This is a genomic window from Elioraea thermophila (ex Habib et al. 2022) (assembly GCF_003336755.1).
GTDB classification, from domain to species: Bacteria; Pseudomonadota; Alphaproteobacteria; order Acetobacterales; family Acetobacteraceae; genus Elioraea; species Elioraea thermophila.
The window spans coordinates 690,836-710,470 of record NZ_QMDI01000002.1; the positions used below are offsets into that span (position 1 = coordinate 690,836).

Sequence of the window (19,635 nt, forward strand, 5' to 3'; positions counted from 1 at the left end):
CCGGGTCGGGCCGGCGAGCCATCGATGCGCGTCACCGTCGTGCAGATGAACCCTTCGGCCGACAAGGCGGCCAATCTCGCCGCCGCGGAGCGGCTCGTCTCCGCTGCCGCCGCGGAGGATCGCCCCGACCTCGTGGTCCTGCCCGAGATGTGGACCTGCTTGGGCGGCGACCGCGACACGAAACGCGCCGCCGCCGAACGCCTGCCCGAACCGGGCGGGGCGAACCGCGGTGGCGAAGCGTACACCTTGCTGCGCGACCTTGCGCGACGCCACCGCCTCGTGCTGCACGGCGGCTCCATCGCCGAGGATGGCGGGGATCGCCTGTACAACACCACGGTCGTGTTCGGTCCCGACGGCGAGGAACGCGCCCGCTACCGCAAGATCCATCTGTTCGACATCGTCGCTCCCGACGGCACCGGCTATCGCGAAAGCGCCACTTTCGGCCGTGGCGCGGACATCGTCACCTACCGCGCGGGCGACACCACCGTCGGCTGCACCATCTGCTACGATCTCCGCTTTCCGGAACTCTATCTCGCGCTCCGCCGCGCCGGGGCGGAGCTGATCGTGGTGCCGGCCGCCTTCACGTTGCAGACCGGGAAGGACCATTGGGAAGTGCTGATCCGCGCGCGTGCGATCGAGACGCAGTGCTGGCTCGCCGCCGCCGCCACCTGGGGCCGGCACGAGGAGCGGGGAGAACCACGCTTCACCTACGGGCACAGCCTGATCGCCGACCCCTGGGGCCACGTCGTCGCCAAGGCGTCCGACGGCGAGGGCTGGGCCACCGCGCGGCTCGATCATCGCCTGACGGCGCGGGTGCGGCGCGACATGCCGCTGATGGACCATCGCGTGCTCGCGTGACCGCCCCACGCCTTGCCTTCCTCGCCGCCGACACCGAGGCGGCGAAAGCCGCACGCGATCGCCTCGTCGCGCTGTACGGCGATTGCGACCCCGAGACGGCGGACGCGATCGTCGCCCTCGGCGGCGATGGGTTCATGCTCGAAACGCAGCACCGTTTCCTCGGGCGCAATCGCCCGATCTACGGCATGAACCGCGGTTCGGTCGGCTTCCTGATGAACGACTACCGCGAGGAGGGTCTGCCGGAACGCATCGCGCATGCCCAGGCCGCCGTGTTGCACCCCTTGCGTATGCATGCCGAAACGGTGCGGGGCGGGGTGGCGGAGGCGCTCGCCATCAACGAGGTGAGCCTTTTGCGCGAACAGCGCCAGGCGGCGAAGATCCGCATCCTGGTCGATGGCCGCGTGCGACTGGAGGAGCTGATCTGCGACGGCGTGCTGGTTTCCACCCCGGCCGGCTCCACCGCCTACAACCTCTCCGCCCATGGGCCGATCGTGCCGCTCTCCGCCAACCTTCTCCCCCTCACCCCGATCTCCGCCTTCCGCCCGCGTCGCTGGCGCGGCGCGCTCCTGCCCTCCACCTCCGTCGTCACCTTCGAGGTGCTGGAGCCCGACAAGCGTCCCGTCGCGGCGGTCGCCGACTACACGGAGGTGCGCGACGTGGCGCGGGTGACGGTGGCGGAGGATCGTTCCGTCTCGTTGACGATGCTGTTCGATCCCGATCATTCGCTCAGCGAACGCATCATCGCCGAGCAGTTCACCGTGTGAGAGGCGAAGCCCCGGCCGGTAGGACGGAGGCGTCGGCGGACGAACGGTCGGCACACGCCGTCGTTGCGTGCGAGGTGGCATGCGCCAGAGCGATGGGCTAGCGTCCACGGCAGATTATCGATGGAGGACGCGCATGCGGTTACCGGTTCTTGCCCTCGCGCTCGCCATGGGCGCGGGCGGCATCGCAACGGCACAGCCGCGCCAGCCTCAGGGCGAGATCGAGCCCGGCATGTTCCAGCTCCGCTCGCTCGCCGACTTGGTCGCGATCTGCCGCGCTCCCGCCACCCACCCGCACTATCTCGAGGCGATGGGCTTCTGCCACGGCTACGGGCGCGGTGCGCTCGACCACTTCCGCGCCGTCACGCCGCGCAACGCGCGCCCGCTGTTCTGCATCCCGCAGAACGTCTCGGAACCGAAGGTGCGGGAGGACTTTCTCGCTTGGGCGGAGGCCAACCCGGCACGTCTTGCCGGCCCGGCGGTGGAAGGGATCTTCGCCTTCCTCGTCTCCGCTTATCCGTGTCCGCCCCAGCCCCCTGGTCAACCCTCTGCCCAGAGGAGGTGATCGCGATGATGAAGCGTGTTGCCCTCGCCGCCGGTCTTGCCCTGCTGCTTGCCGGCTGCCAGAACGCCGACCCCACCCTGACGCGCGCCGGCGTTGGCGCCGCCACCGGAGCGGCGGCCGGCGGGTTGATCGGCTCGATGTCCGGCAATTTCGGGTGGGGAGCGCTGATCGGCGCCGGTGTCGGCACCGCGGGTGGCCTGCTCTACGATTACCACCGGCGTGAGGTGGAGGCGGCGGAGCGGCGCGGCCGGCAGAGCAATCCGTGATGCGAGCGAGGCCCGGCGGGCGGTGAGGCCAGTCCTCGCCGCTTGGGCACGTACTCTCTTCACTCCCCCCGGATCATCCGGATGATCCCCGAGAAATCGGTGCTCGCCCCGCCACTCGCCACGAAACGGCGATAGAGCTCCGCTGCGTGCGCGCCGAGCTCGACGCGCGCGCCGGTGGCCTCCGCCGCCGAGGCCGCGAGATCGAGATCCTTCAGCATCATCTGGGCAGTGAAGCCGGGGGCGTAGTCGCGGTTCGCGGGGCTCGACGGCACCGGCCCGGGCACGGGGCAGTAGCTGGTGAGGCTCCAGCACTGGCCGGAGGACTTCGCGGCGATGTCGAACAGCGCCTGGTGGTCGAGGCCGAAGCGTTCGGCGAGCACGAAGGCCTCGCACACCGCGATCATCGAGATGCCGAGGATCATGTTGTTGCAGATCTTCGCCGCCTGACCCGCCCCCGCCTCGCCCGCGCGCACCACCGCCTTGCCCATGGCGGAGAGGATGGGGCGCGCGCGCTCCACCTCCTCCTCGGGGCCGCCGACCATGAAGGTGAGGGTCGCGGCCTCGGCCCCGCCGACCCCACCGGAGACCGGCGCGTCGATCATGCCGAGCCCCGCCTCGCGCGCGAGAGCGGCCATCTCGCGCGCGGTGGCGACGTCGATCGTCGAGCAGTCGATCAGCAGCGTACCGGGCACTGCGGTCTCGATCAGCCCACCTGGGCCGCCATAGACCGCGCGCACCTCACGCCCGGAGGGCAGCATGGTGATGGCGAACTCGGCCTCGGCGACGGCCTCGGCCGGACTGTCGGCGGCCTCCGCGCCCTCCGCCACGAGCCGGCCGATGCGTTCCGGAAACACATCGAACACGCGCACGGCATGGCCGGCCCGCAGCAGGTTGCGCGCCATCGGGGCGCCCATGTTGCCGAGGCCTATGAAGCCGATGCGCGCCATGACCTGCCGTCGTTGTCCCTCGTTTCCTTCGCTCGCCCTTCTCGGCAGCCCCTCCCCCGCCGTCAAGGCCGGCAGAAAGACCGAAGCGGCAGGTAAGGGGGGCGCGAACGGGCTTGACGCCGGCCCGGCCCTCGCGCCATCGTTCGCACACAAACAAATTGGCTGGCCATTCCGGTCCCGGGAGGGCCAGAAGGTGGGGGCTCGGTGTCGGGATATCTTCGTCCTGCCACGCTTGGTGAGGCGGTCGCGGCGCTTTGCACGGGGGGCGCGACGGTCCTGGCCGGGGGCACCGATCTGTACCCGGCCCGAGTGGGGCGTGCGATCGACGACACGTTGCTCGACATCTCCGCCCTCGCGGAGCTGCGCGGCATCGGGGTGACGGACGGCGGCTGGCGGTTCGGCGCGCTCGCGACGTGGCGTGACGTGCTCGCCGCCGACCTCCCGCCCCTGTTCGACGGGCTGAAGGCGGCCGCGCGCGAGGTGGGTGGGACGCAGATCCAGAACCGGGGCACGATCGGCGGCAACCTCTGCAACGCGAGCCCTGCCGCCGACGGCGTGCCGAACTGGCTTACCCTCGACGCGACGGTGGAACTCGCGTCACCCACCGGCAGCCGGCGCCTCCCCGTCGCCGCGTTCGTGCTCGGCAATCGCCGCACCGCGCGGCGCGAAGACGAACTGCTGGTCGCGGTGCACGTTCCCCGCCCCGATCGTCCCGCGCGCGGGACGTTCCGCAAGCTCGGCGCCCGGCGCTACCTGGTGATCTCCATCGTCATGGTCGCCGCCGTCGCCGAGTTCGCCGCCGACGGCACCGTCGCGTCGGCGCGGATCGCGGTCGGGGCGGCGAGCGAAGTGGCGCAGCGCCTGCCCTCGCTCGAGGCGCGCCTGATCGGGCGCCGCCCCGACCCTTCGCTCGTGCGTGAGGAGGACCTCGCTCCCTTGGCACCGATCGACGACGTGCGCGCCACCGCCGCCTATCGGCGCGACGCCGCCCTTGCCCTCGTCCGTCGCGCCATCGCGGACCTCGCCTGATGCGCTCGCCCGCCCTGCCGCACCGGTTCTTCGTCAACGGCCGCGACGTCGAGGCGATCGCCCCGCCCGCCATGCGGCTGTCCGAGGTTCTGCGCGACGTGCTCGGGCTGAAGGGCACCAAGGTCGGCTGCGACGCCGGCGACTGCGGCGCCTGCACCGTGCTGGTCGACGGGGCGCAGGTCTGCGCCTGCCTTGTTCCGGTCGCTCAGGTCGTCGGCCGTGCGGTCGAGACCGTCGAGGGGCTTGCGCGCGACGGCCGCCTGCATGCCCTGCAGGCCGCCTTCCTCCGCCACGGCGCCGCCCAGTGCGGCATCTGCACGCCGGGCATGCTGATGGCGGCGGCGGACCTGCTGCGGCGCGTGCCCTCGCCGTCCGAGGCCGAGGTGCTGGACGCGCTCGGCGGCGTGCTTTGCCGTTGCACCGGCTACCGCAAGATCGTGGCCGCGGTGCTGGAGGCGGCGCGCGGCGGTGCCGAGGCGGAGCCCCTTGTTGGAGGCGGGGTCGGCGCCCGTCTCGCGCGCGTCGACGGTGTCGCCAAGGTGACGGGAGAGGATCGTTTCGGTGCCGATTGGCTTCCCGAACGCGCCTGGCTCACCTTGCGCGCCGTGCGCAGCCCCTACCCGCACGCACGGTTTCGCTTCGGCGACCTCGACGCCTTCCGCCGCCGTCACCCAGGCCTCGTCGCCATCCTGACCGCGGCGGACGTGCCGGGCGCGAACCGGTTCGGCATCTACCCCACCGGCAAGGACCAGCCGGTGTTCGCCGAGGGCTACGTGCGCATGCTGGGCGAGCCGGTCTGCGCCCTGGTCGGCGATGCCGAAACCATCGCCGCCATCCGCGACGAGGAGGTGCCCATCGCCTGGGAGCCCCTCCCGCCCGTTTCGTTCGACGACGCGCTCGCCGGTTCGACCCCTGACCTCCACCCGCACGCGCCCGCCAACGTGCTCTGTCGCGGCCGCATCGCCTGCGGCGACGTCGATGCCGCCCTCGCCACCGCCCCCCACCGCGCCGCGGTCGCGATCGAAACCGGCTTCGTCGAGCATGCCTACATCGAACCCGAAGCCGGCTACGCCGAGCGGATCGGCGACGGGATCGAGATCGTCGCCTGTACCCAGACGCCCTACATGGATCGCGACGAGATCGCGCTCATCCTCGGCATTCCGCCCGAGCGCGTGCGCATCGTGCCGACCGCGGTGGGGGGAGGCTTCGGCGGCAAGCTCGACCTCTCGCTGCAGCCGATGATCGCGATCGCCGCTTGGCGCACAGGCCGGCCCGTGCGCTGCGTCTACACCCGCCCCGAGAGCATGCGCACCACGACGAAGCGGCACCCCGCCCGCATCGTCGCCGAAGCCGGTTGCGACGAGGAGGGGCGGCTTCTCGCCGTGCGCTTCCACGGCGACTTCAACACCGGCGCCTACGCCTCCTGGGGCCCGACGGTGGCCTCGCGCGTACCGGTGCACGCGATGGGGCCGTATCGGATACCGAACGTGCGCGCCACCACCGCCGCCATCCACACCACCGACACCCCGGCCGGCGCCTTTCGCGGCTTCGGCGTGCCGCAGGCGGCGATCGCGCACGAGGCGCTGATGGACGCGCTCGCCGACCGCCTCGGCATGGATCGCCTCGAGTTCCGCCTGCGCAATGCGTTGCGCCGCGGCGACGCCACCGCCACCGGCCAGGTGCTCGACCATTCGGTCGGCCTCGTCGCCTGTCTCGAAGCGTTGCGCCCCCGCTGGCAGGCGCTGCGTGCCGAAGCGGACGCGTTCAATCGTTCTTCAAGCGGGCCGTTCCGCCGCGGTGTCGGCATCGCCTGCATGTGGTACGGCATCGGCAACACCGCGATGTCGAACCCCTCCGAGATGACGATCGGGCTCGCGGCGGACGGAACGATCACGCTCTATTCGGGTGCGGTCGACATCGGCCAGGGCTCGAACACGGTGATGGTGCAGATCTCGGCCGAGGCGCTCGGTGTTGCTCCCCACGCGATCCGGCTCGTCGCCGGCGACACCGCGCGCACGCGCGACGCCGGCAAGACCTCGGCCTCGCGGCAGACCTTCGTCTCCGGCAACGCCGCACGGCTCGCGGCACTCGACCTGCGCCGCCAGATCCTCGCGCTCGCCAACGCGGGGCCGGACGCCCGCATCGTTCCCGTCCCCGGCGGGGTCGAGATCCACGACGGCGATCGCACGCTCCGACCCGACCTCTCCCGCCTCGAACGGGACGCGAACGGCGACGTGCTTGTGGGCTTCGGGCGCTTCGACCCGCCGACCACCGCCCTCGATGCCGACGGAAGGGGTGTCCCTTACGCGACCTACGCCTTCGGCGCGCAGATCGCCCTCGTCGAGGTCGATCGCGAGCTCGGCACCACCCGCGTTCTGCGCATGGTCGCCGCGCACGATGTCGGCCGCGCCATCAACCCCACCCTGGTCGAGGGGCAGATCCACGGCGGCATCGCGCAGGGCATCGGGCTCGCTCTGATGGAGGAGTACCTCCCCGGTCGCAACGACAACCTGCACGACTACCTGATCCCGACCATCGGCGACGTGCCCCCGATCGAGGTGATCCTGATCGAGGACGCCGAACCGCTCGGCCCCTTCGGCGCGAAGGGCGTGGGCGAACCCGCCCTGATCGCCACCGCGCCCGCCATCCTCGGCGCGATCGACCACGCGACGGGCGTGCGCGTCACGCGCGTTCCCGCCACCCCCGATCGGCTTCGCGCCGCCATCCTCGCCACCCGATGATGACCGAGACGCAGCAATCGACGGACACGCCCGACGCCGAGGCGCTGTCGCACGTGAAGGACCGCGACGCCGGCATCGTCGTCTGCGACGCCTGCCCCGTGCTCTGTCGCATCCGGCCCGGGCGAACCGGCGCCTGCGACCGCTACGGCAACGTCGCGGGGCGGCTTGCGCGGCTCGACCCGCTCGTCATCGCCGCGCGCGCCGGCAAGGACGGCATGATCCCCTTCCTCGGCGCCGACTGGGACGGCTCCATCCTCTCCGGCGCCACCGCCTTCGTCACCGGCATCGGCGCCGGCACCACCTACCCCGACTACAAGCCCGCGCCCTTCATCGTCTCCTCCGAAGTCGAGGGCGTGGAGATGGTGACGGTGGTGACCGAGGGGATCTTCAGCTACTGCGGGCTGAAGGTGAAGATCGACACCGACCGCTTCCTCGGCCCCGAATGCGCGCCGGTGCGCGTGGACGGCGAGCAAATTGGCCACGTCACCACGGCGGAATACGGGTCGCAGATGCTCTCCTTGGGCGGCGTACGGCACCTGACGGGCGGGTCGAAGAAGGAAGGTCAGGTCACCTGCGAGACCCTGCTCGCGCTCGCCAACAAGCAGGCTGTCGAGGTGACGATCGACGGCGGCGCGCGCGTCGTGCTGCAGGCCGGGGCGGCGCCGATCATCGACGGCGTGCGCGAGGAGCGCATGCGGGTGGGCTGCGGGTCGGCCGCCATCGGCATGTTCGCGCGCCAATGGTTCGGCCATGTCGACGAGGTGATCGTGGTCGACGACCACATCACCGGCGTGCTGACGGAGCACCAGGCGGGGCGCTTCCTCGACATGCGGCCGGCAGGCATTCGTGTGCGCGGCCGACGCTCGACGCCGGGGCGCTACTTCCAGGTGGCGAACCCCGGGCGCGGCTGGGGCGGCACGGATGTGGAGGATCCGCTCGAGATCATCGAGCGCATCGACCCGCGCATCGCCTGGCCGGGGCTTCGCCTGCTGATGGTGTCCACCACCGGCGAGCACGCCGCGTTCTACGTGCTGGACGAGGCCCTGACACCGCGACCCGCACCGATGCCCGAAGCGGTCGCGCGTGTCGTCGCGCGCATCGGCGAGAACTGCGAACCCGCCCTCGTCTCCATCCTGTTCATGGCCGGCGCGGGCGGGTCGCTGCGCGCAGGCGTGACGGAGAACCCGATCCGCCTGACCCGCAGCGTGCGCCGCGGCCTCACCCGGGTCACCGCCGGCGGAGCCCCCGTCTATCTCTGGCCGGGCGGCGGCATCACCTACATGGCGGACGTGCTGGCGATGCCGGACAACAGTTTCGGTTCCGTCCCGACTCCGGCCCTGGTCGCGCCGATCGAGTTCACCCTGCCGCTCGAGGACTACCGCGCGATGGGCGGGCACGTCGATCGCATCCGCCCGCTCGGCACCTTGCGCGATGAGAGCCGGGCGACGACGATCGCCTGGAACGAGGCCAACCCCTGGCCGCTGGAGCCTGCGCTGCGATGAGCGCGGTGGCGACCACGCTGCCAGGCGGGCGGCTTCACCTGCAGCACGGGCCGATCGACGTCATCGCCCGTGCCTGGGGCGAGGTGGAGGCCGTGCGCGCCGCGTATCGGGCTGCGTGCGACGCATTCCATGGCCTGCTCGAGGCGTTGTGCGCGGAACTTTCCTTGCTCCGCCGTCCGCTGCCGGCGCCGCGTCCCGGAGGCCCGGTGGCGCAACGGATGCACGAGGCGGCACTCCCCTTCGCCACCGCCGCCTTCGTCACGCCGATGGCGGCGGTGGCCGGCGCGGTCGCCGACCATCTGCTCGCCGCGATGCGCGCCGCCGCTCCCCTCGCGCGCGCCTACGTCAACGACGGCGGCGACATCGCGCTCCATCTCGACCCCGCCCAGTCGTTCCGCTGCGGCATCGTCGCCGACCTTACCGCACCGGGGCTCGATGCCGTCGCCGCCATCCGCGCCGAGGACCGGATCGGCGGCATCGCCACCTCGGGGCGCGCCACCAAGGGCTCGGGCGGTCGCTCCTTCTCCTTGGGCATTGCCGACGCGGTGACGGTGCTTGCGCGCGATGCCGCCACCGCCGATGTGGCCGCCACGCTCATCGCCAACGCGGTCGATCTTCCAGGCCACCCGGCGGTCCGTCGCGTGCCCGCCTGCGATCTCGACCCGGACAGCGATCTCGGCTCGCGCGCGGTCACCGTCGGCCTCGGCCCGCTCACCGGCGATGAGATCGCCGCCGCGCTCGACCGCGGTGTGACCGAGGCGGAACGCTTTCGCGCGCGCGGCCTGATCGCCGCCGCCATCCTGTTCCTGCGCGGCGAACGTCGCGTCGTCGGCCCTGCCCCGCTCGCCCTCGCCGCCTGAGGAGGTGCTCGTGTCCGACCCGCTGATCCGCACGCTGACGGTGATCCTCGAGGAGACGCACCGGGAGGCCGACCGGGCGATCCACCCGCCCACCCGCAAGGCGGCGGCGGTGGCGGTGATCGGCAACCCCTTTGCGGGCCGCTTCGTCGAGGACCTCTCGGAGCTGATCGAGGTGGGGGCGATGCTGGGCCGGCTGCTCGCGGAACGCGCGGTCGCCGCCCTCGGCATTCCCGGCGGTACCGTGCACTCCTTCGGCAAGGCGGCGATCGTCGGCGAGGACGGCGAGCTCGAGCACGCCGCCGCCATCCTGCATCCGAAGTTCGGCGCGCCCGTCCGCGCCGTGCTGGAGAAGGGGCCGGCGCTCATTCCGTCGGCGAAGAAGCGCGGCGGCATCGGCACTGCGATCGACGTCCCCCTCGGCCACAAGGATGCCGCCTATGTGCGCAGCCATTTCGACGCCATGGAGGTGCGCCTGCCGCACGCGCCGCGGCGCGACGAGATTCTGGTCGCCCTGGTGCTGACCGATAGCGGTCGGCCCTTGCCGCGCGTCGGCGGGCTCACGGTGGATCAGATCGAAGGGCGCGACGGCTTGCGCTAGAGTGGACCACACGCGACTGGGAAAGGAGGCCCCGACGATGGCCAAGACGACGCGACGCCTGTTCCTCGCCGCCGCCGGCACGCTCGCCGCACCCGGTTTGATCCGAGCGCAAGGCACGCAGCCGATCCGCATCGGCGAGATCAACTCCTACACCACCCTGCCCGCCTTCACGATCCCCTATCGCAACGGCTGGCAGCTCCGCGTCGAGCAGATCAACGCGGCGGGCGGCGTGCTCGGTCGCCCGCTCGAGGTGATCTGGCGGGACGATGCGGGGCGGCCGCAGGACGCGGTGCGCCTCGCCGGCGAACTCCTCGACGCCGAACGGGTCGATCTCCTCGCCGGAACGTTCTTCTCCCATATCGGCCTCGCCGTTTCCGACTTCGCGCTGCAGCGGCGACGCCTGTTCGTCGCCGCCGAGCCGCTGACCGACGCGCTCGTGTGGGAGAAGGGCAACCGCTACACCTTCCGCCTCCGTCCATCCACCTACATGCAGGCGGCCATGCTGGTGGAGGAGGCGGCGAAACTGCCCGCCCGGCGCTGGGTGACGGTGGCACCGAACTACGAATACGGCCAGTCGGCGGTGAAGTGGTTCAAGCAGCTCCTCTCCGCCCGCCGCCCCGACGTCGAGTTCGTCGCCGAACAGTGGCCTGCGCTTGGGCGCATCGATGCCGGTGCCACCGTCACCGCGCTTGCCCAGGCACGCCCGGATGCGATTTACAACGTCACCTTCGGCGCCGATCTCACCAACTTCGTCCGCCAGGGCAACACGCGCGGCCTGTTCGAGCGCCGCACGGTGGTGAGCCTGCTCACGGGCGAGCCCGAGTATCTCGACCCGCTCGGCGACGAGACCCCGGAGGGCTGGATCGTCACCGGCTATCCGTGGGACCAGGTGAACACGCCTGAACACGCGGCCTTCCGCAGCGCCTACCAGCAACGCTTCAACGACTACCCCCGTCTCGGCAGCGTGGTCGGCTACGACACCATCACCGCCATCGCCGAGGCGATCAAGCGCGCGGGCTCGCTCGACACGGAGCGCTTGGTCGAGGCGATGCGCGGCCTGCCCTTCCAGTCGCCGTTCGGGCGCTGCATCTTCCGCGCCATCGACCACCAGTCCACGCTCGGTGCCTTCGTCGGCAAGACCGCGCTGCGCGGCGGACGCGGCACGATGGTGGACTGGCGCTACGCCGACGGGGCGAACTACCTGCCGCCCGACGACGAGGTGCGCCGGATGCGCCCGCAGACCACCTGACCCTCACCCCAAGCCACCGTTTCCGTTCCGGGGCCGAGGCGTTCGGCTTCGGCCCACCTACGGGGTCGCGCGCGTGGACTTCCTGCTCGTCCAGTTCCTCACCGGGCTCGCCAACGCCTCCGCCCTGTTCCTGATCGCCTCGGGGCTGACGGTGATCTTCGGCGTGACGCGGGTGGTGAACTTCGCGCACGGCTCGTTCTACATGCTGGGCGCCTATCTCGCCTGGACCATCGTGCGTGCCTTGTGGGAATGGGGCGGGCGCGAGCCATGGCTGTTCGTCTCGGGGCTTCTGCTCGCCGCCCTCGCGGTCGGCGCGATCGGCGCGCTGGTCGAAATGATCCTGCTCCGCCGCATCTATCGCGCGCCGGAACTCTTCCAGCTCCTCGCCACCTTCGGCGTGGTGCTGATCGTCCAGGACGTCACCCTCGCCCTCTGGGGTCCCGAGGATTTGCCGCTGCCGCGGCCGCGCTGGCTGCGTGCCTTCGTCGAGGTCGCCGGCGAACGCTTCCCGCTCTACGACCTGATCCTGATCTTCGTCGGCCCGGTCGTGCTCGGCCTTCTTTGGCTGCTCTTCCAGCGCACGCGCTTCGGCATCCTGGTGCGGGCCGCGACCCAGGACCGCGAGATGGTCGCCGCCCTCGGCGTGGATCAGCGCGCCCTCTTCACCGGCGTGTTCTTCCTCGGCTCCGCTCTCGCAGGCCTTGGCGGGGCGATCGTACTGCCCTCGCAGAACGCCAACCTGCAGATGGATCTCGCCATCATCGCCGAGGCCTTCGTCGTCGTCGTGGTCGGCGGCATGGGCAGCGTGCCGGGCGCCTTCCTCGCCTCGCTGCTGATCGCCGAGGTGCAGGCCTTCGGCATCGTGCTGGTCCCGAAAGCCACCCTCGTCCTCGTCTTCCTGGTCATGGCGGCGGTGCTGATGGTTCGCCCCTACGGCCTGCTCGGCCGCCCGCAGGCGCATGCGCGGGCACCGACCGGCTCCGTCGCCCCCGTCATCCGTGCCGCACCGGGCGTGCTGAAGATCGCGGGCGCGATCGCGCTCGCCCTCGCCGCCGCTGCCCCCCTCTATGCCGGGCCCTATGCGCTGACGGTGCTGATCGAGCTCGTCGTGTTCATCCTGTTCGCGGCGAGCCTCCATCTGCTGATGGGCCCCGGCGGCGTGGTGAGCTTCGGCCATGCCGCCTATTTCGGCCTCGGCGCCTATGGGGCCGCCTTGGGCGTTCGTTTCCTTGCCGTGCCGATGGAGGCGGGGCTCGTGCTCGCCCCCCTGCTCGCCGGTCTGTTCGGCGTCGTGTTCGGCTGGTTCGTCGTCCGCCTCTCGGGCGTTTACCTTGCCATGCTCACGCTTGCTTTCGCGCAGATCGTCTGGGCGGCGGCCTTCCAGTGGGTGGAACTCACCGGCGGCGACAACGGCATCCTCGGCGTCTGGCCCTCCCCTTGGGCGCGCGACAAGGCGCTGTTCCTGTGGCTCGCGCTCGTGCTCTGCCTGGGCGCCACCTTGCTCCTGCGCCGCGCGATCTACGCCCCCTTCGGCTACGCGCTCAGGGCCGCGCGCGACTCCGAACTCCGCGCCGAGGCGATCGGCCTCGATGCCGCGCGGTTGCGCCTCGTCGCTTTCGTCCTCGCCGCCGTCGCCGCCGGCATCGCGGGCGGCGTCTACGCCTACGCCAAGGGCAGCGTGTTCCCGACTTACATTTCGATTCCGAAATCGGTCGATGCCTTGCTCATGGTTCTCCTGGGCGGCGTGCAGACCGTCTCGGGGCCGATCGTCGGCGCAGTCGCCTTCCACGGCCTGTTCCTCACCTTGCTGCAGTGGGTCGAATGGTGGCGCGCCGCGTTGGGGCTCGCCATCGTCGCCCTCGTGCTCGCCTTCCCGGAAGGCATCGCGGGCTTCGTGCAGAGGCGTTGGGAGGCCCGGTTCGGAGCCGCCTCGTGAGCAGCATCGCTCCCGTCCTCGAGGCGCGCGGCCTCGTCAAGCGTTTCGGCGGCGTCGTCGCCGTCGATCAGGTCTCGCTTTCGTTGCGCGCGGGCGAGATGCTCGCCCTGATCGGGCCGAACGGGGCGGGCAAGTCGACCTGCTTCAATCTGCTCAACGGTCAGCTCCGGGCCGATGCCGGCGAGATCCTGCTCGAGGGCCGTTCCCTCGCCGGGCTGCCGCCGCGTGCGATCTGGCGGCTCGGCGTCGGGCGCACCTTTCAGATCACCGCCACCTTCGCCTCGATGACGGTGCGCGAGAACGTGCAAGTGGCGCTTCTTTCCCACCATCGCCGGATCTGGCGGTTCTGGCGCGCCGCACGCCACGCCTTCGTCGCCGAGGCGGAGGCCTTGCTCGACCAGGTCGGCATGCGCGAACAGGCCGATCGCCCCTGCGGCGTGCTCGCCTATGGCGACCTCAAGCGCGTGGAACTCGCGATCGCGCTCGCCAACGCTCCGAAGCTCCTCCTGATGGACGAACCGACCGCCGGCATGGCGCCGGCCGAACGCATCGCCTTGATGGAGCTCACACGACGCCTGGTGCGCGAGCGCGGCATCGCCTGCCTGTTCACCGAACACGACATGGACGTGGTGTTCGGCCACGCCGACCGCATCCTGGTGATGAACCGCGGCCGGCTGATCGCGGAAGGCGACGCGGCCGCCGTGCGCGCCGATCCGGCGGTGCGCGAGGTCTATCTCGGCTCCGGCACGACCTCGGGCGGGCACTGATCGCGCATGCTGGAGATCGCACACCTGAACGCCTTCTACGGCCGCGCCCACATCCTGCGCGACCTTGCGCTTACGGTCGCGCGCGGCGAGGTGCTCGTCCTCCTCGGGCGCAACGGGGCGGGCAAGTCGACCACGCTGAAGTCGATCATCGGCCTCGTCCGCCCCGCTCCCGGCTCCTCGATCCGCTTCGCCGGGCGCGAGATCGCGGGCCTCGCGCCGCACCTGATCGCCCGTCTCGGCATCGGCTACGTGCCGGAGGAGAGGCGGATCTTCACCGACCTCACCGTGATGGAGAACCTCGAAGTGGGCCGCCGTCCGCCGCCCGACGGGCGCGAGCCATGGACGCCGGAACGCCTGTTCGCGCTCTTTCCCAATCTCGCGCGGATGAAGGACCGCCCGGGCGGACGGATGAGCGGCGGCGAACAGCAGATGCTGACCATCGCACGCACGCTGATGGGCAACCCCACGCTCCTGCTCCTGGACGAGCCGTCGGAGGGGCTCGCGCCGGTGATCGTCGAGCAGATGGCGGAGGCGATCGCGGCAGTGAAGCGGGCCGGAGTGACGGTCCTGCTGTCGGAACAGAACCTGCACTTCGCCGCCCGTGTGGCGGATCGCGCCGCCATCATCGAGAAGGGCGTCATTCGCTGGCAGGGCAGCTTCGCCGACCTCGACGCCGCCCCCGAGGTCAAGGCGCAGTATCTTTCCGTCTGAACGCGGCGAGCGCCGGCAGGAAAGCGAGCGCGAGGGCCGAGGCCAGGCCCATCGCGAGGTACGAGGGGCGGCCGAAGCGGCCATAGAGCGCGCCGGCGACCGGGGTGAGCAGGGCGGTGGCGAGACCAGGGCCGAGCGAGGCGTGCAGCGCCTGCGCCGTCGCCCCCCGCTCCGCCGGCACGAGCCGCGCGATCAGCCCGGCCGCCCCCAGCATGGTCATGGCGAAGGTCGCCGCATGCAGCGGCTGGATGAGCGCAAGCGCGAGCCCGTCGGCGGTCGTCGCCGTCAGCGCCCAGCGCAGCACCGCCCCCGCCCCGCCGGCGGCGAGCAGCCCGATCGGGCCAAGGCGCGCGACGATCCGCCGCCCGAACGTCAGCAGCAGGATCTCCGCCGCCACCGCCTCGACCCAAAGGAGCGCGATCACCGTCGCGGACAGTCCCGCCGCCGCCCAGTCGATGGCGGAGAAGACGTAGTAGAGGGCGTGGCTGCCCTGGATCAGCCCCGAGACGACGAGCAACAGCAGGAAGGACCGCAGCCGCAGCACGGCCCACACGCCGCCGAAGCCGCGCGCCTGCGACAAGCCGAGGTCCGGCAAGGCCAGCGCCGAGGCGAACGCCGTCGCCGTGCCGGCGAGCGCGAGCCACGGCACCGCCTCCGCCCCCGTCCGCTCCAGCACGAGGCCGCCGGCCAGCGTGGCGAGCAGGAAGGAGAGCGAGCCCGCCGCGCGCATCCGCCCGAAATCGGCTCCCTCGCGCGCGGCGACGCCGAGGGCGACGGCATCCGCCAGCGGAAACAGGGGCCCCAAGGCGGCCGACGCCGCGATCACCGCCAACGCCAGCACGGTCCGCCCCAGCTCCGGCAGCATGGCGGCAAAAGCGACCGCGCCGGCGAGACAGGACAGCGCCGCGGCGAGGCGACGGTCCCCCAAGGCGTCGGCTCCCGCGCCACCAAGGGGTGCGGCGACCAGGCGGGCGAGTTGCGACGCCCCCATCACGAAACCGAGCGTCCGGGCGGTGAAGCCGCGGGCCTCGAGGAAGAGGGGCAGGAAGGGCAGCGTCACGCCGGGGGCGGCGAAAATCGCGGCGTAGAAGAGGGCGACCCGTGGCTCGGCGCGCATGGCGCGAGCATCCGGGGCCAAGCCCGGTGCGACAAGCGGGGCCGGCCTTTCACGCGGCTTTGCCTTGGCCAGCCCTGCCCCCTCCGCGATTGTCCCCCCATGCCGCGTCTCGTCCTCGTCGTGCTGATCCTCGCCTCCGTCCTGCCCGCACGCGGCGGGGCGACGGAGCGGACGGGGCCGGTCGTGCTCGAACTGTTCACGAGCCAGGGCTGTTCCGCCTGTCCGCCGGCGGATGCGCTGCTCGGCCTGCTCGGGCGTCGCGAGGGCATCATCGCGCTCGCCTTCCACGTGCCGTACTGGGATCACATGGGCTGGCGCGATCCGTTCGCGCTGCCGGTCTCCGCCCAGCGCCAGCGCGCCTATGCGCGCAGCCTGAAGCAGCGGTCGATCTATACGCCGCAGATGGTCGTGCAGGGGGCGGCGGAGACGATCGGCCACGACCACGCCGCGGTCGAGCGGCTGATCGCCGCCGCCCCGCGCATCGGCACCATCGGAGTGAGCGTGCTGAACCGAACGCCGCCGGTGCTCGCCCTGCGCATTCCCGCCCTCGAGGAGCCGCTGATCGAGGCCCAGCTTTGGGTCGCGGCCTATCTCGCCCACCAGGTGGTCCACGTGGCGAACGGGGAGAATGCCGGCCACACGCTGCAGCACGCCTTCGTCGTGCGCTGGGCCTCGCCGGTGGCGCGGCTCGATGCCGCTCCGGTCGAGCTCAATCTCACCGTGCCGGAAGCGGAGCGTGCCGACGGGATCGCCGTTCTCCTGCATGGGCCGCGCCAGGGCCCCCTGCTCGCCGCCGGGCGCGTCGCGCTGCGCTGACCGCGCGGGGGTGGTTTCGGCGTTGCACGCCACCGCCCATCTCGGCCACCTTCCGTGTCGATGAGCCCGCGTGCCGAGTCCGCCCGGGTCCGTGCCGTTCTCGGGCCCACCAACACGGGCAAGACCCATCTCGCCGTCGAGCGCATGCTCGCGCACGAGAGCGGGGTGATCGGCTTCCCGCTGCGCCTTCTCGCCCGCGAAACTTACGACCGCATCGTCGCCCGGCTCGGCCCGGCGCGCGTCGCGCTCGTCACCGGCGAGGAGAAGATCGTCCCGCCGGCCGCGCGCTGGTTCTGCTGCACGGTGGAAGCGATGCCGCTCGAGCGACGCTTCGCCTTCCTCGCCGTCGACGAGATCCAGCTCTGCGCCGACCCTGACCGCGGTCACGTCTTCACCGACCGGCTGCTCAACGCGCGGGGGACGGCCGAGACCATGTTCCTCGGCGCGGAGACGATCCGCCCCCTGCTTCGCCGCCTCGTGCCCGAAGCGGAGATCGAAACCCGCCCTCGCCTCTCCTCCCTCGCCTATGCAGGCCCGATCAAGCTCTCGCGCCTGCCGCCGCGCACGGCGATCGTCGCCTTCTCGGCCGCCGAGGTCTACGCGATCGCCGAGGCCATCCGCCGTCGCCGCGGCGGCTGCGCGGTGGTGATGGGCCGCCTCTCGCCGCGCACGCGCAACGCCCAGGTCGCGCTTTACCAGGCGAAGGAGGTCGACTTCCTGGTCGCGACCGACGCGATCGGCATGGGGCTGAACATGGACGTCAACCATGTCGCCTTCGCCGGGCTCGCCAAGTTCGACGGCCGGCGTCTGCGCGACCTCACGCCGGCCGAGGTGGCGCAGATCGCGGGCCGTGCCGGGCGCGGCATGAGCGACGGCAGTTTCGGCACCACGGCCGATGCCCCTCCCCTGTCGCCCGAGACCGTGGACGCGGTCGAGACCCATCGCTTCGACCCCCTGGAGGCGCTGGTGTGGCGGAATTCGGCCCTCGACTTCTCGTCTTTGCGCGCCCTCCTTGCCTCGCTCGACGCGCCGCCCCCGGCGCCCGGGCTGGTGCGCGGGCCTGAGGCCGCCGACCACCTCGCCCTCGTCGCGCTCTCCCGCGATCCCGACGTCGCCGCCCTCGCCCGCGACCCCGCCTCCGTGCGCCTGCTCTGGGAAGCCTGCCAGATCCCCGACTACCGCAAGCTCGGCGACGAGAGCCATGCCCGCCTGTGCGGGCGGATCTTCCGCGCCCTGCGCACACCCCCTTACCGGGTCGATCCGGCTTGGGTCGCGCGCGAGATCGAGGCGCTCGATCGCACCGACGGCGACATCGAGACGCTGATGGGGCGGCTCGCCAATACCCGTACCTGGGCCTACGTCGCCGGCCGGGCGGACTGGCTCGCCGACCCCGCGCCGCTGGCGGAACGCTGCCGCGCGTTGGAGGACCGACTGTCCGATGCGCTCCACGAGCGGCTGACCGCCCGCTTCGTCGATCGCCGAGCGGCGCACCTGATCCGGCGTCTCGACGAGGGTGGGGCGGACGACCTGCTCTCCGCCGTCACCCGTGATGGCATTGTGGTGGTCGAGGGCCACCCGGTCGGGCGCATGGACGGCTTCGTCTTCCATGCGGAGGCGCAGGCGGACGCGATCGCGCGGCAAACCGTGCTGCGGGCGGCACGCCGGGCACTGGCGCAGGAAGTGCCGCGGCGGATCGCCGCCCTGGAGGCGGACGGGGACGAGGCCTTCGCGCTCACCGATCAGGGCCGCCTCACCTGGCGTGGGGCCGAGGTGGCGCGACTTCGCCCTGGACCGTCCCCCCTCAAGCCGCTGATCGAAGTCCCCGGCGCCGAGTTCCTCGACGGGGCGGGTCGCGAGCGGGTTCGGGCGCGGCTCGCGCGTTGGCTGGCAGGGCTGATCAGCGGGGTGTTCGCGCCCCTCTTCGCCGTCTCGGCCGCTTCCGACCGGCATGCCGCCTGGCGCGGTCTTGCCCACGCGCTCGAGGAGGGCCTCGGCATCGCTTGGGATGCGCGGGTTGCAACCGAGGAGAAGGCCGGGCTTCGCGCCCTCGGCGTGCGGGCTGGCCACAAGGCCGTTTGGCTGCCCGGGCTGCTGCGCCCCGAGCCGATGCGGCTGCGCGGCATCCTTTGGGCCATCGGACAAGGCCTGACGCCGCCCGCTCTCCCGGCGCCGGGCGCGGTGGCGCTGCGCCCCCAGCCGGATTGGCCGGAGGGGTGGCCGCGTGCGGTGGGGTTCCTGCCGGCTGGCCCCGTCGCGATCCGGCTCGACGTCGCCGAGCGGGTCGGTGCGATGCTCGCCGCCCTCACCCGCGAGGGCGCAGGACCGGCGCCCGCTGGCCTCGCGTGCCGCCTCGGCTGCCGCGCTGCCGACCTTCCCGCGGTGCTGCGCGCGTTCGGCTTCGCTCTGCGTCCGGGAGCGGATGGGGCGATCCTGGTGCGGGCGCGGCGGCGCGCCGCAAGACCCTCCGGGCGGGCCAGCACCCCGGTGGCGGACGGACCGTTCGCCGCCCTTGCCGCCTTGCGCGTCCGCGCGTGAGCGGAAGCGAGAGGGAGGGAGACGCCGCCGCGGACTGGCAGCGGCTCGACCACTGGCTGTGGTGCGCGCGCTTCCTCAAGACCCGCGCCGCCGCAGCGCGGTTCGCCGCCGACGGCAGGGTGCGCATCAATCGCCAGCCGACGGTGAAGCCCCATGCGCGGGTGCGCCCGGGCGACATCCTCACCTTCGTGGTGGGCGGGCGAGTCCGCGTCGTCGAGGTGATCGGCCTCGGCGCACGTCGCGGCCCGTCACGCGAAGCCTCCACCCTCTACCGCGACCTCGGCGAGGAGGGGCAGGGCAGCGTCAATCCCACTTGACGGGCGGGCTCTTGCGACGCAGCACGGAACGCCCATCCTCTGCACGGCCGTACCGGAGCC

18 protein-coding genes are annotated in these 19,635 nt (G+C 72.0%); 16 read left to right on the top strand and 2 right to left on the bottom strand.

Annotation, left to right across the window (positions count from 1 at the left end; genetic code table 11):
- Positions 1-24 precede the first annotated feature (24 nt).
- From DWB05_RS05120 to DWB05_RS05135, 4 genes are all read left to right on the top strand, one after another.
- Positions 25-858 carry a carbon-nitrogen hydrolase family protein gene (locus DWB05_RS05120; protein ID WP_114375658.1) on the top strand — a complete coding sequence of 278 codons (834 nt, stop codon included), beginning with the start codon at positions 25-27 and terminating at the stop codon, positions 856-858.
- Positions 855-1,622, top strand: a complete 768-nt coding sequence (locus DWB05_RS05125) for an NAD kinase (protein WP_114375660.1) — start codon at positions 855-857, stop codon at positions 1,620-1,622. The genes DWB05_RS05120 and DWB05_RS05125 overlap by 4 nt, the downstream gene beginning before the upstream one ends.
- Positions 1,623-1,755: 133 nt before the next feature.
- Positions 1,756-2,184, top strand: coding sequence for a Rap1a/Tai family immunity protein (locus DWB05_RS05130; RefSeq protein ID WP_114375662.1), 429 nt, complete (start codon positions 1,756-1,758; stop codon positions 2,182-2,184).
- A 5-nt stretch (positions 2,185-2,189) separates the two neighbouring features.
- Positions 2,190-2,450, top strand: a complete 261-nt coding sequence (locus DWB05_RS05135; RefSeq protein ID WP_232818390.1) for a YMGG-like glycine zipper-containing protein — start codon at positions 2,190-2,192, stop codon at positions 2,448-2,450.
- 59 nt (positions 2,451-2,509) lie between these two features.
- Here DWB05_RS05135 and mmsB read toward each other — a convergent pair whose 3' ends face one another.
- A complete protein-coding gene (mmsB, locus tag DWB05_RS05140) occupies positions 2,510-3,397 on the bottom strand; it encodes a 3-hydroxyisobutyrate dehydrogenase (protein ID WP_114375664.1) in 888 nt (295 codons plus the stop codon).
- Positions 3,398-3,601: 204 nt separating this feature from the next.
- On the opposite strand from mmsB, the gene DWB05_RS05145 reads away from it, so the two are divergent.
- The 9 genes from DWB05_RS05145 (at position 3,602) to DWB05_RS05185 (ending at position 14,790) form a co-directional block, all read left to right on the top strand.
- On the top strand, positions 3,602-4,426 hold the full coding sequence (locus tag DWB05_RS05145) for an FAD binding domain-containing protein (protein WP_114375666.1): 825 nt from the start codon (positions 3,602-3,604) through the stop codon (positions 4,424-4,426).
- The gene (locus DWB05_RS05150; RefSeq protein WP_114375668.1) at positions 4,426-7,167 is read left to right on the top strand and encodes a molybdopterin-dependent oxidoreductase; all 2,742 of its coding nucleotides are present in this window, start codon (positions 4,426-4,428) and stop codon (positions 7,165-7,167) included. The genes DWB05_RS05145 and DWB05_RS05150 overlap by 1 nt, the downstream gene beginning before the upstream one ends.
- Positions 7,167-8,669: a 6-hydroxynicotinate reductase gene (locus DWB05_RS05155; protein ID WP_114375670.1), complete on the top strand. Its 1,503-nt coding sequence runs from the start codon at positions 7,167-7,169 to the stop codon at positions 8,667-8,669. The genes DWB05_RS05150 and DWB05_RS05155 overlap by 1 nt, the downstream gene beginning before the upstream one ends.
- Entirely contained in the window at positions 8,666-9,529 is an 864-nt protein-coding gene (locus tag DWB05_RS05160; RefSeq protein ID WP_114375673.1) for a UPF0280 family protein, read from the top strand. Before DWB05_RS05155 ends, DWB05_RS05160 begins: the two co-directional genes overlap by 4 nt.
- Before the next feature lie 10 nt (positions 9,530-9,539).
- Complete coding sequence (locus DWB05_RS05165) at positions 9,540-10,127, top strand: amino acid synthesis family protein (RefSeq protein ID WP_232818391.1); 588 nt, start codon at positions 9,540-9,542, stop codon at positions 10,125-10,127.
- A 37-nt stretch (positions 10,128-10,164) separates the two neighbouring features.
- Entirely contained in the window at positions 10,165-11,376 is a 1,212-nt protein-coding gene (locus tag DWB05_RS05170; RefSeq protein WP_114375675.1) for an ABC transporter substrate-binding protein, read from the top strand.
- 73 nt (positions 11,377-11,449) lie between these two features.
- Complete coding sequence (locus DWB05_RS05175; RefSeq protein ID WP_114375677.1) at positions 11,450-13,312, top strand: ABC transporter permease; 1,863 nt, start codon at positions 11,450-11,452, stop codon at positions 13,310-13,312.
- Positions 13,309-14,079 carry an ABC transporter ATP-binding protein gene (locus DWB05_RS05180; protein WP_456298221.1) on the top strand — a complete coding sequence of 257 codons (771 nt, stop codon included), beginning with the start codon at positions 13,309-13,311 and terminating at the stop codon, positions 14,077-14,079. Before DWB05_RS05175 ends, DWB05_RS05180 begins: the two co-directional genes overlap by 4 nt.
- Before the next feature lie 6 nt (positions 14,080-14,085).
- On the top strand, positions 14,086-14,790 hold the full coding sequence (locus tag DWB05_RS05185) for an ABC transporter ATP-binding protein (protein ID WP_114375681.1): 705 nt from the start codon (positions 14,086-14,088) through the stop codon (positions 14,788-14,790).
- Here DWB05_RS05185 and DWB05_RS05190 read toward each other — a convergent pair.
- Positions 14,765-15,907, bottom strand: a complete 1,143-nt coding sequence (locus DWB05_RS05190; protein WP_114375683.1) for an MFS transporter — start codon at positions 15,905-15,907, stop codon at positions 14,765-14,767. The genes DWB05_RS05185 and DWB05_RS05190 overlap by 26 nt on opposite strands.
- Positions 15,908-16,006: 99 nt before the next feature.
- Between DWB05_RS05190 and DWB05_RS05195 the strand changes: the two genes are divergently transcribed.
- Genes DWB05_RS05195 through DWB05_RS05205 form a run of 3 tightly spaced genes read left to right on the top strand, consistent with a single transcriptional unit; the run spans position 16,007 to position 19,575 of the window.
- Positions 16,007-16,723, top strand: a complete 717-nt coding sequence (locus tag DWB05_RS05195; protein WP_114375685.1) for a DUF1223 domain-containing protein — start codon at positions 16,007-16,009, stop codon at positions 16,721-16,723.
- Positions 16,724-16,783: 60 nt separating this feature from the next.
- Complete coding sequence (locus DWB05_RS05200) at positions 16,784-19,258, top strand: helicase-related protein (RefSeq protein ID WP_114376563.1); 2,475 nt, start codon at positions 16,784-16,786, stop codon at positions 19,256-19,258.
- On the top strand, positions 19,255-19,575 hold the full coding sequence (locus DWB05_RS05205; protein WP_114375687.1) for a S4 domain-containing protein: 321 nt from the start codon (positions 19,255-19,257) through the stop codon (positions 19,573-19,575). The genes DWB05_RS05200 and DWB05_RS05205 overlap by 4 nt, the downstream gene beginning before the upstream one ends.
- Positions 19,576-19,635: the final 60 nt, after the last annotated feature.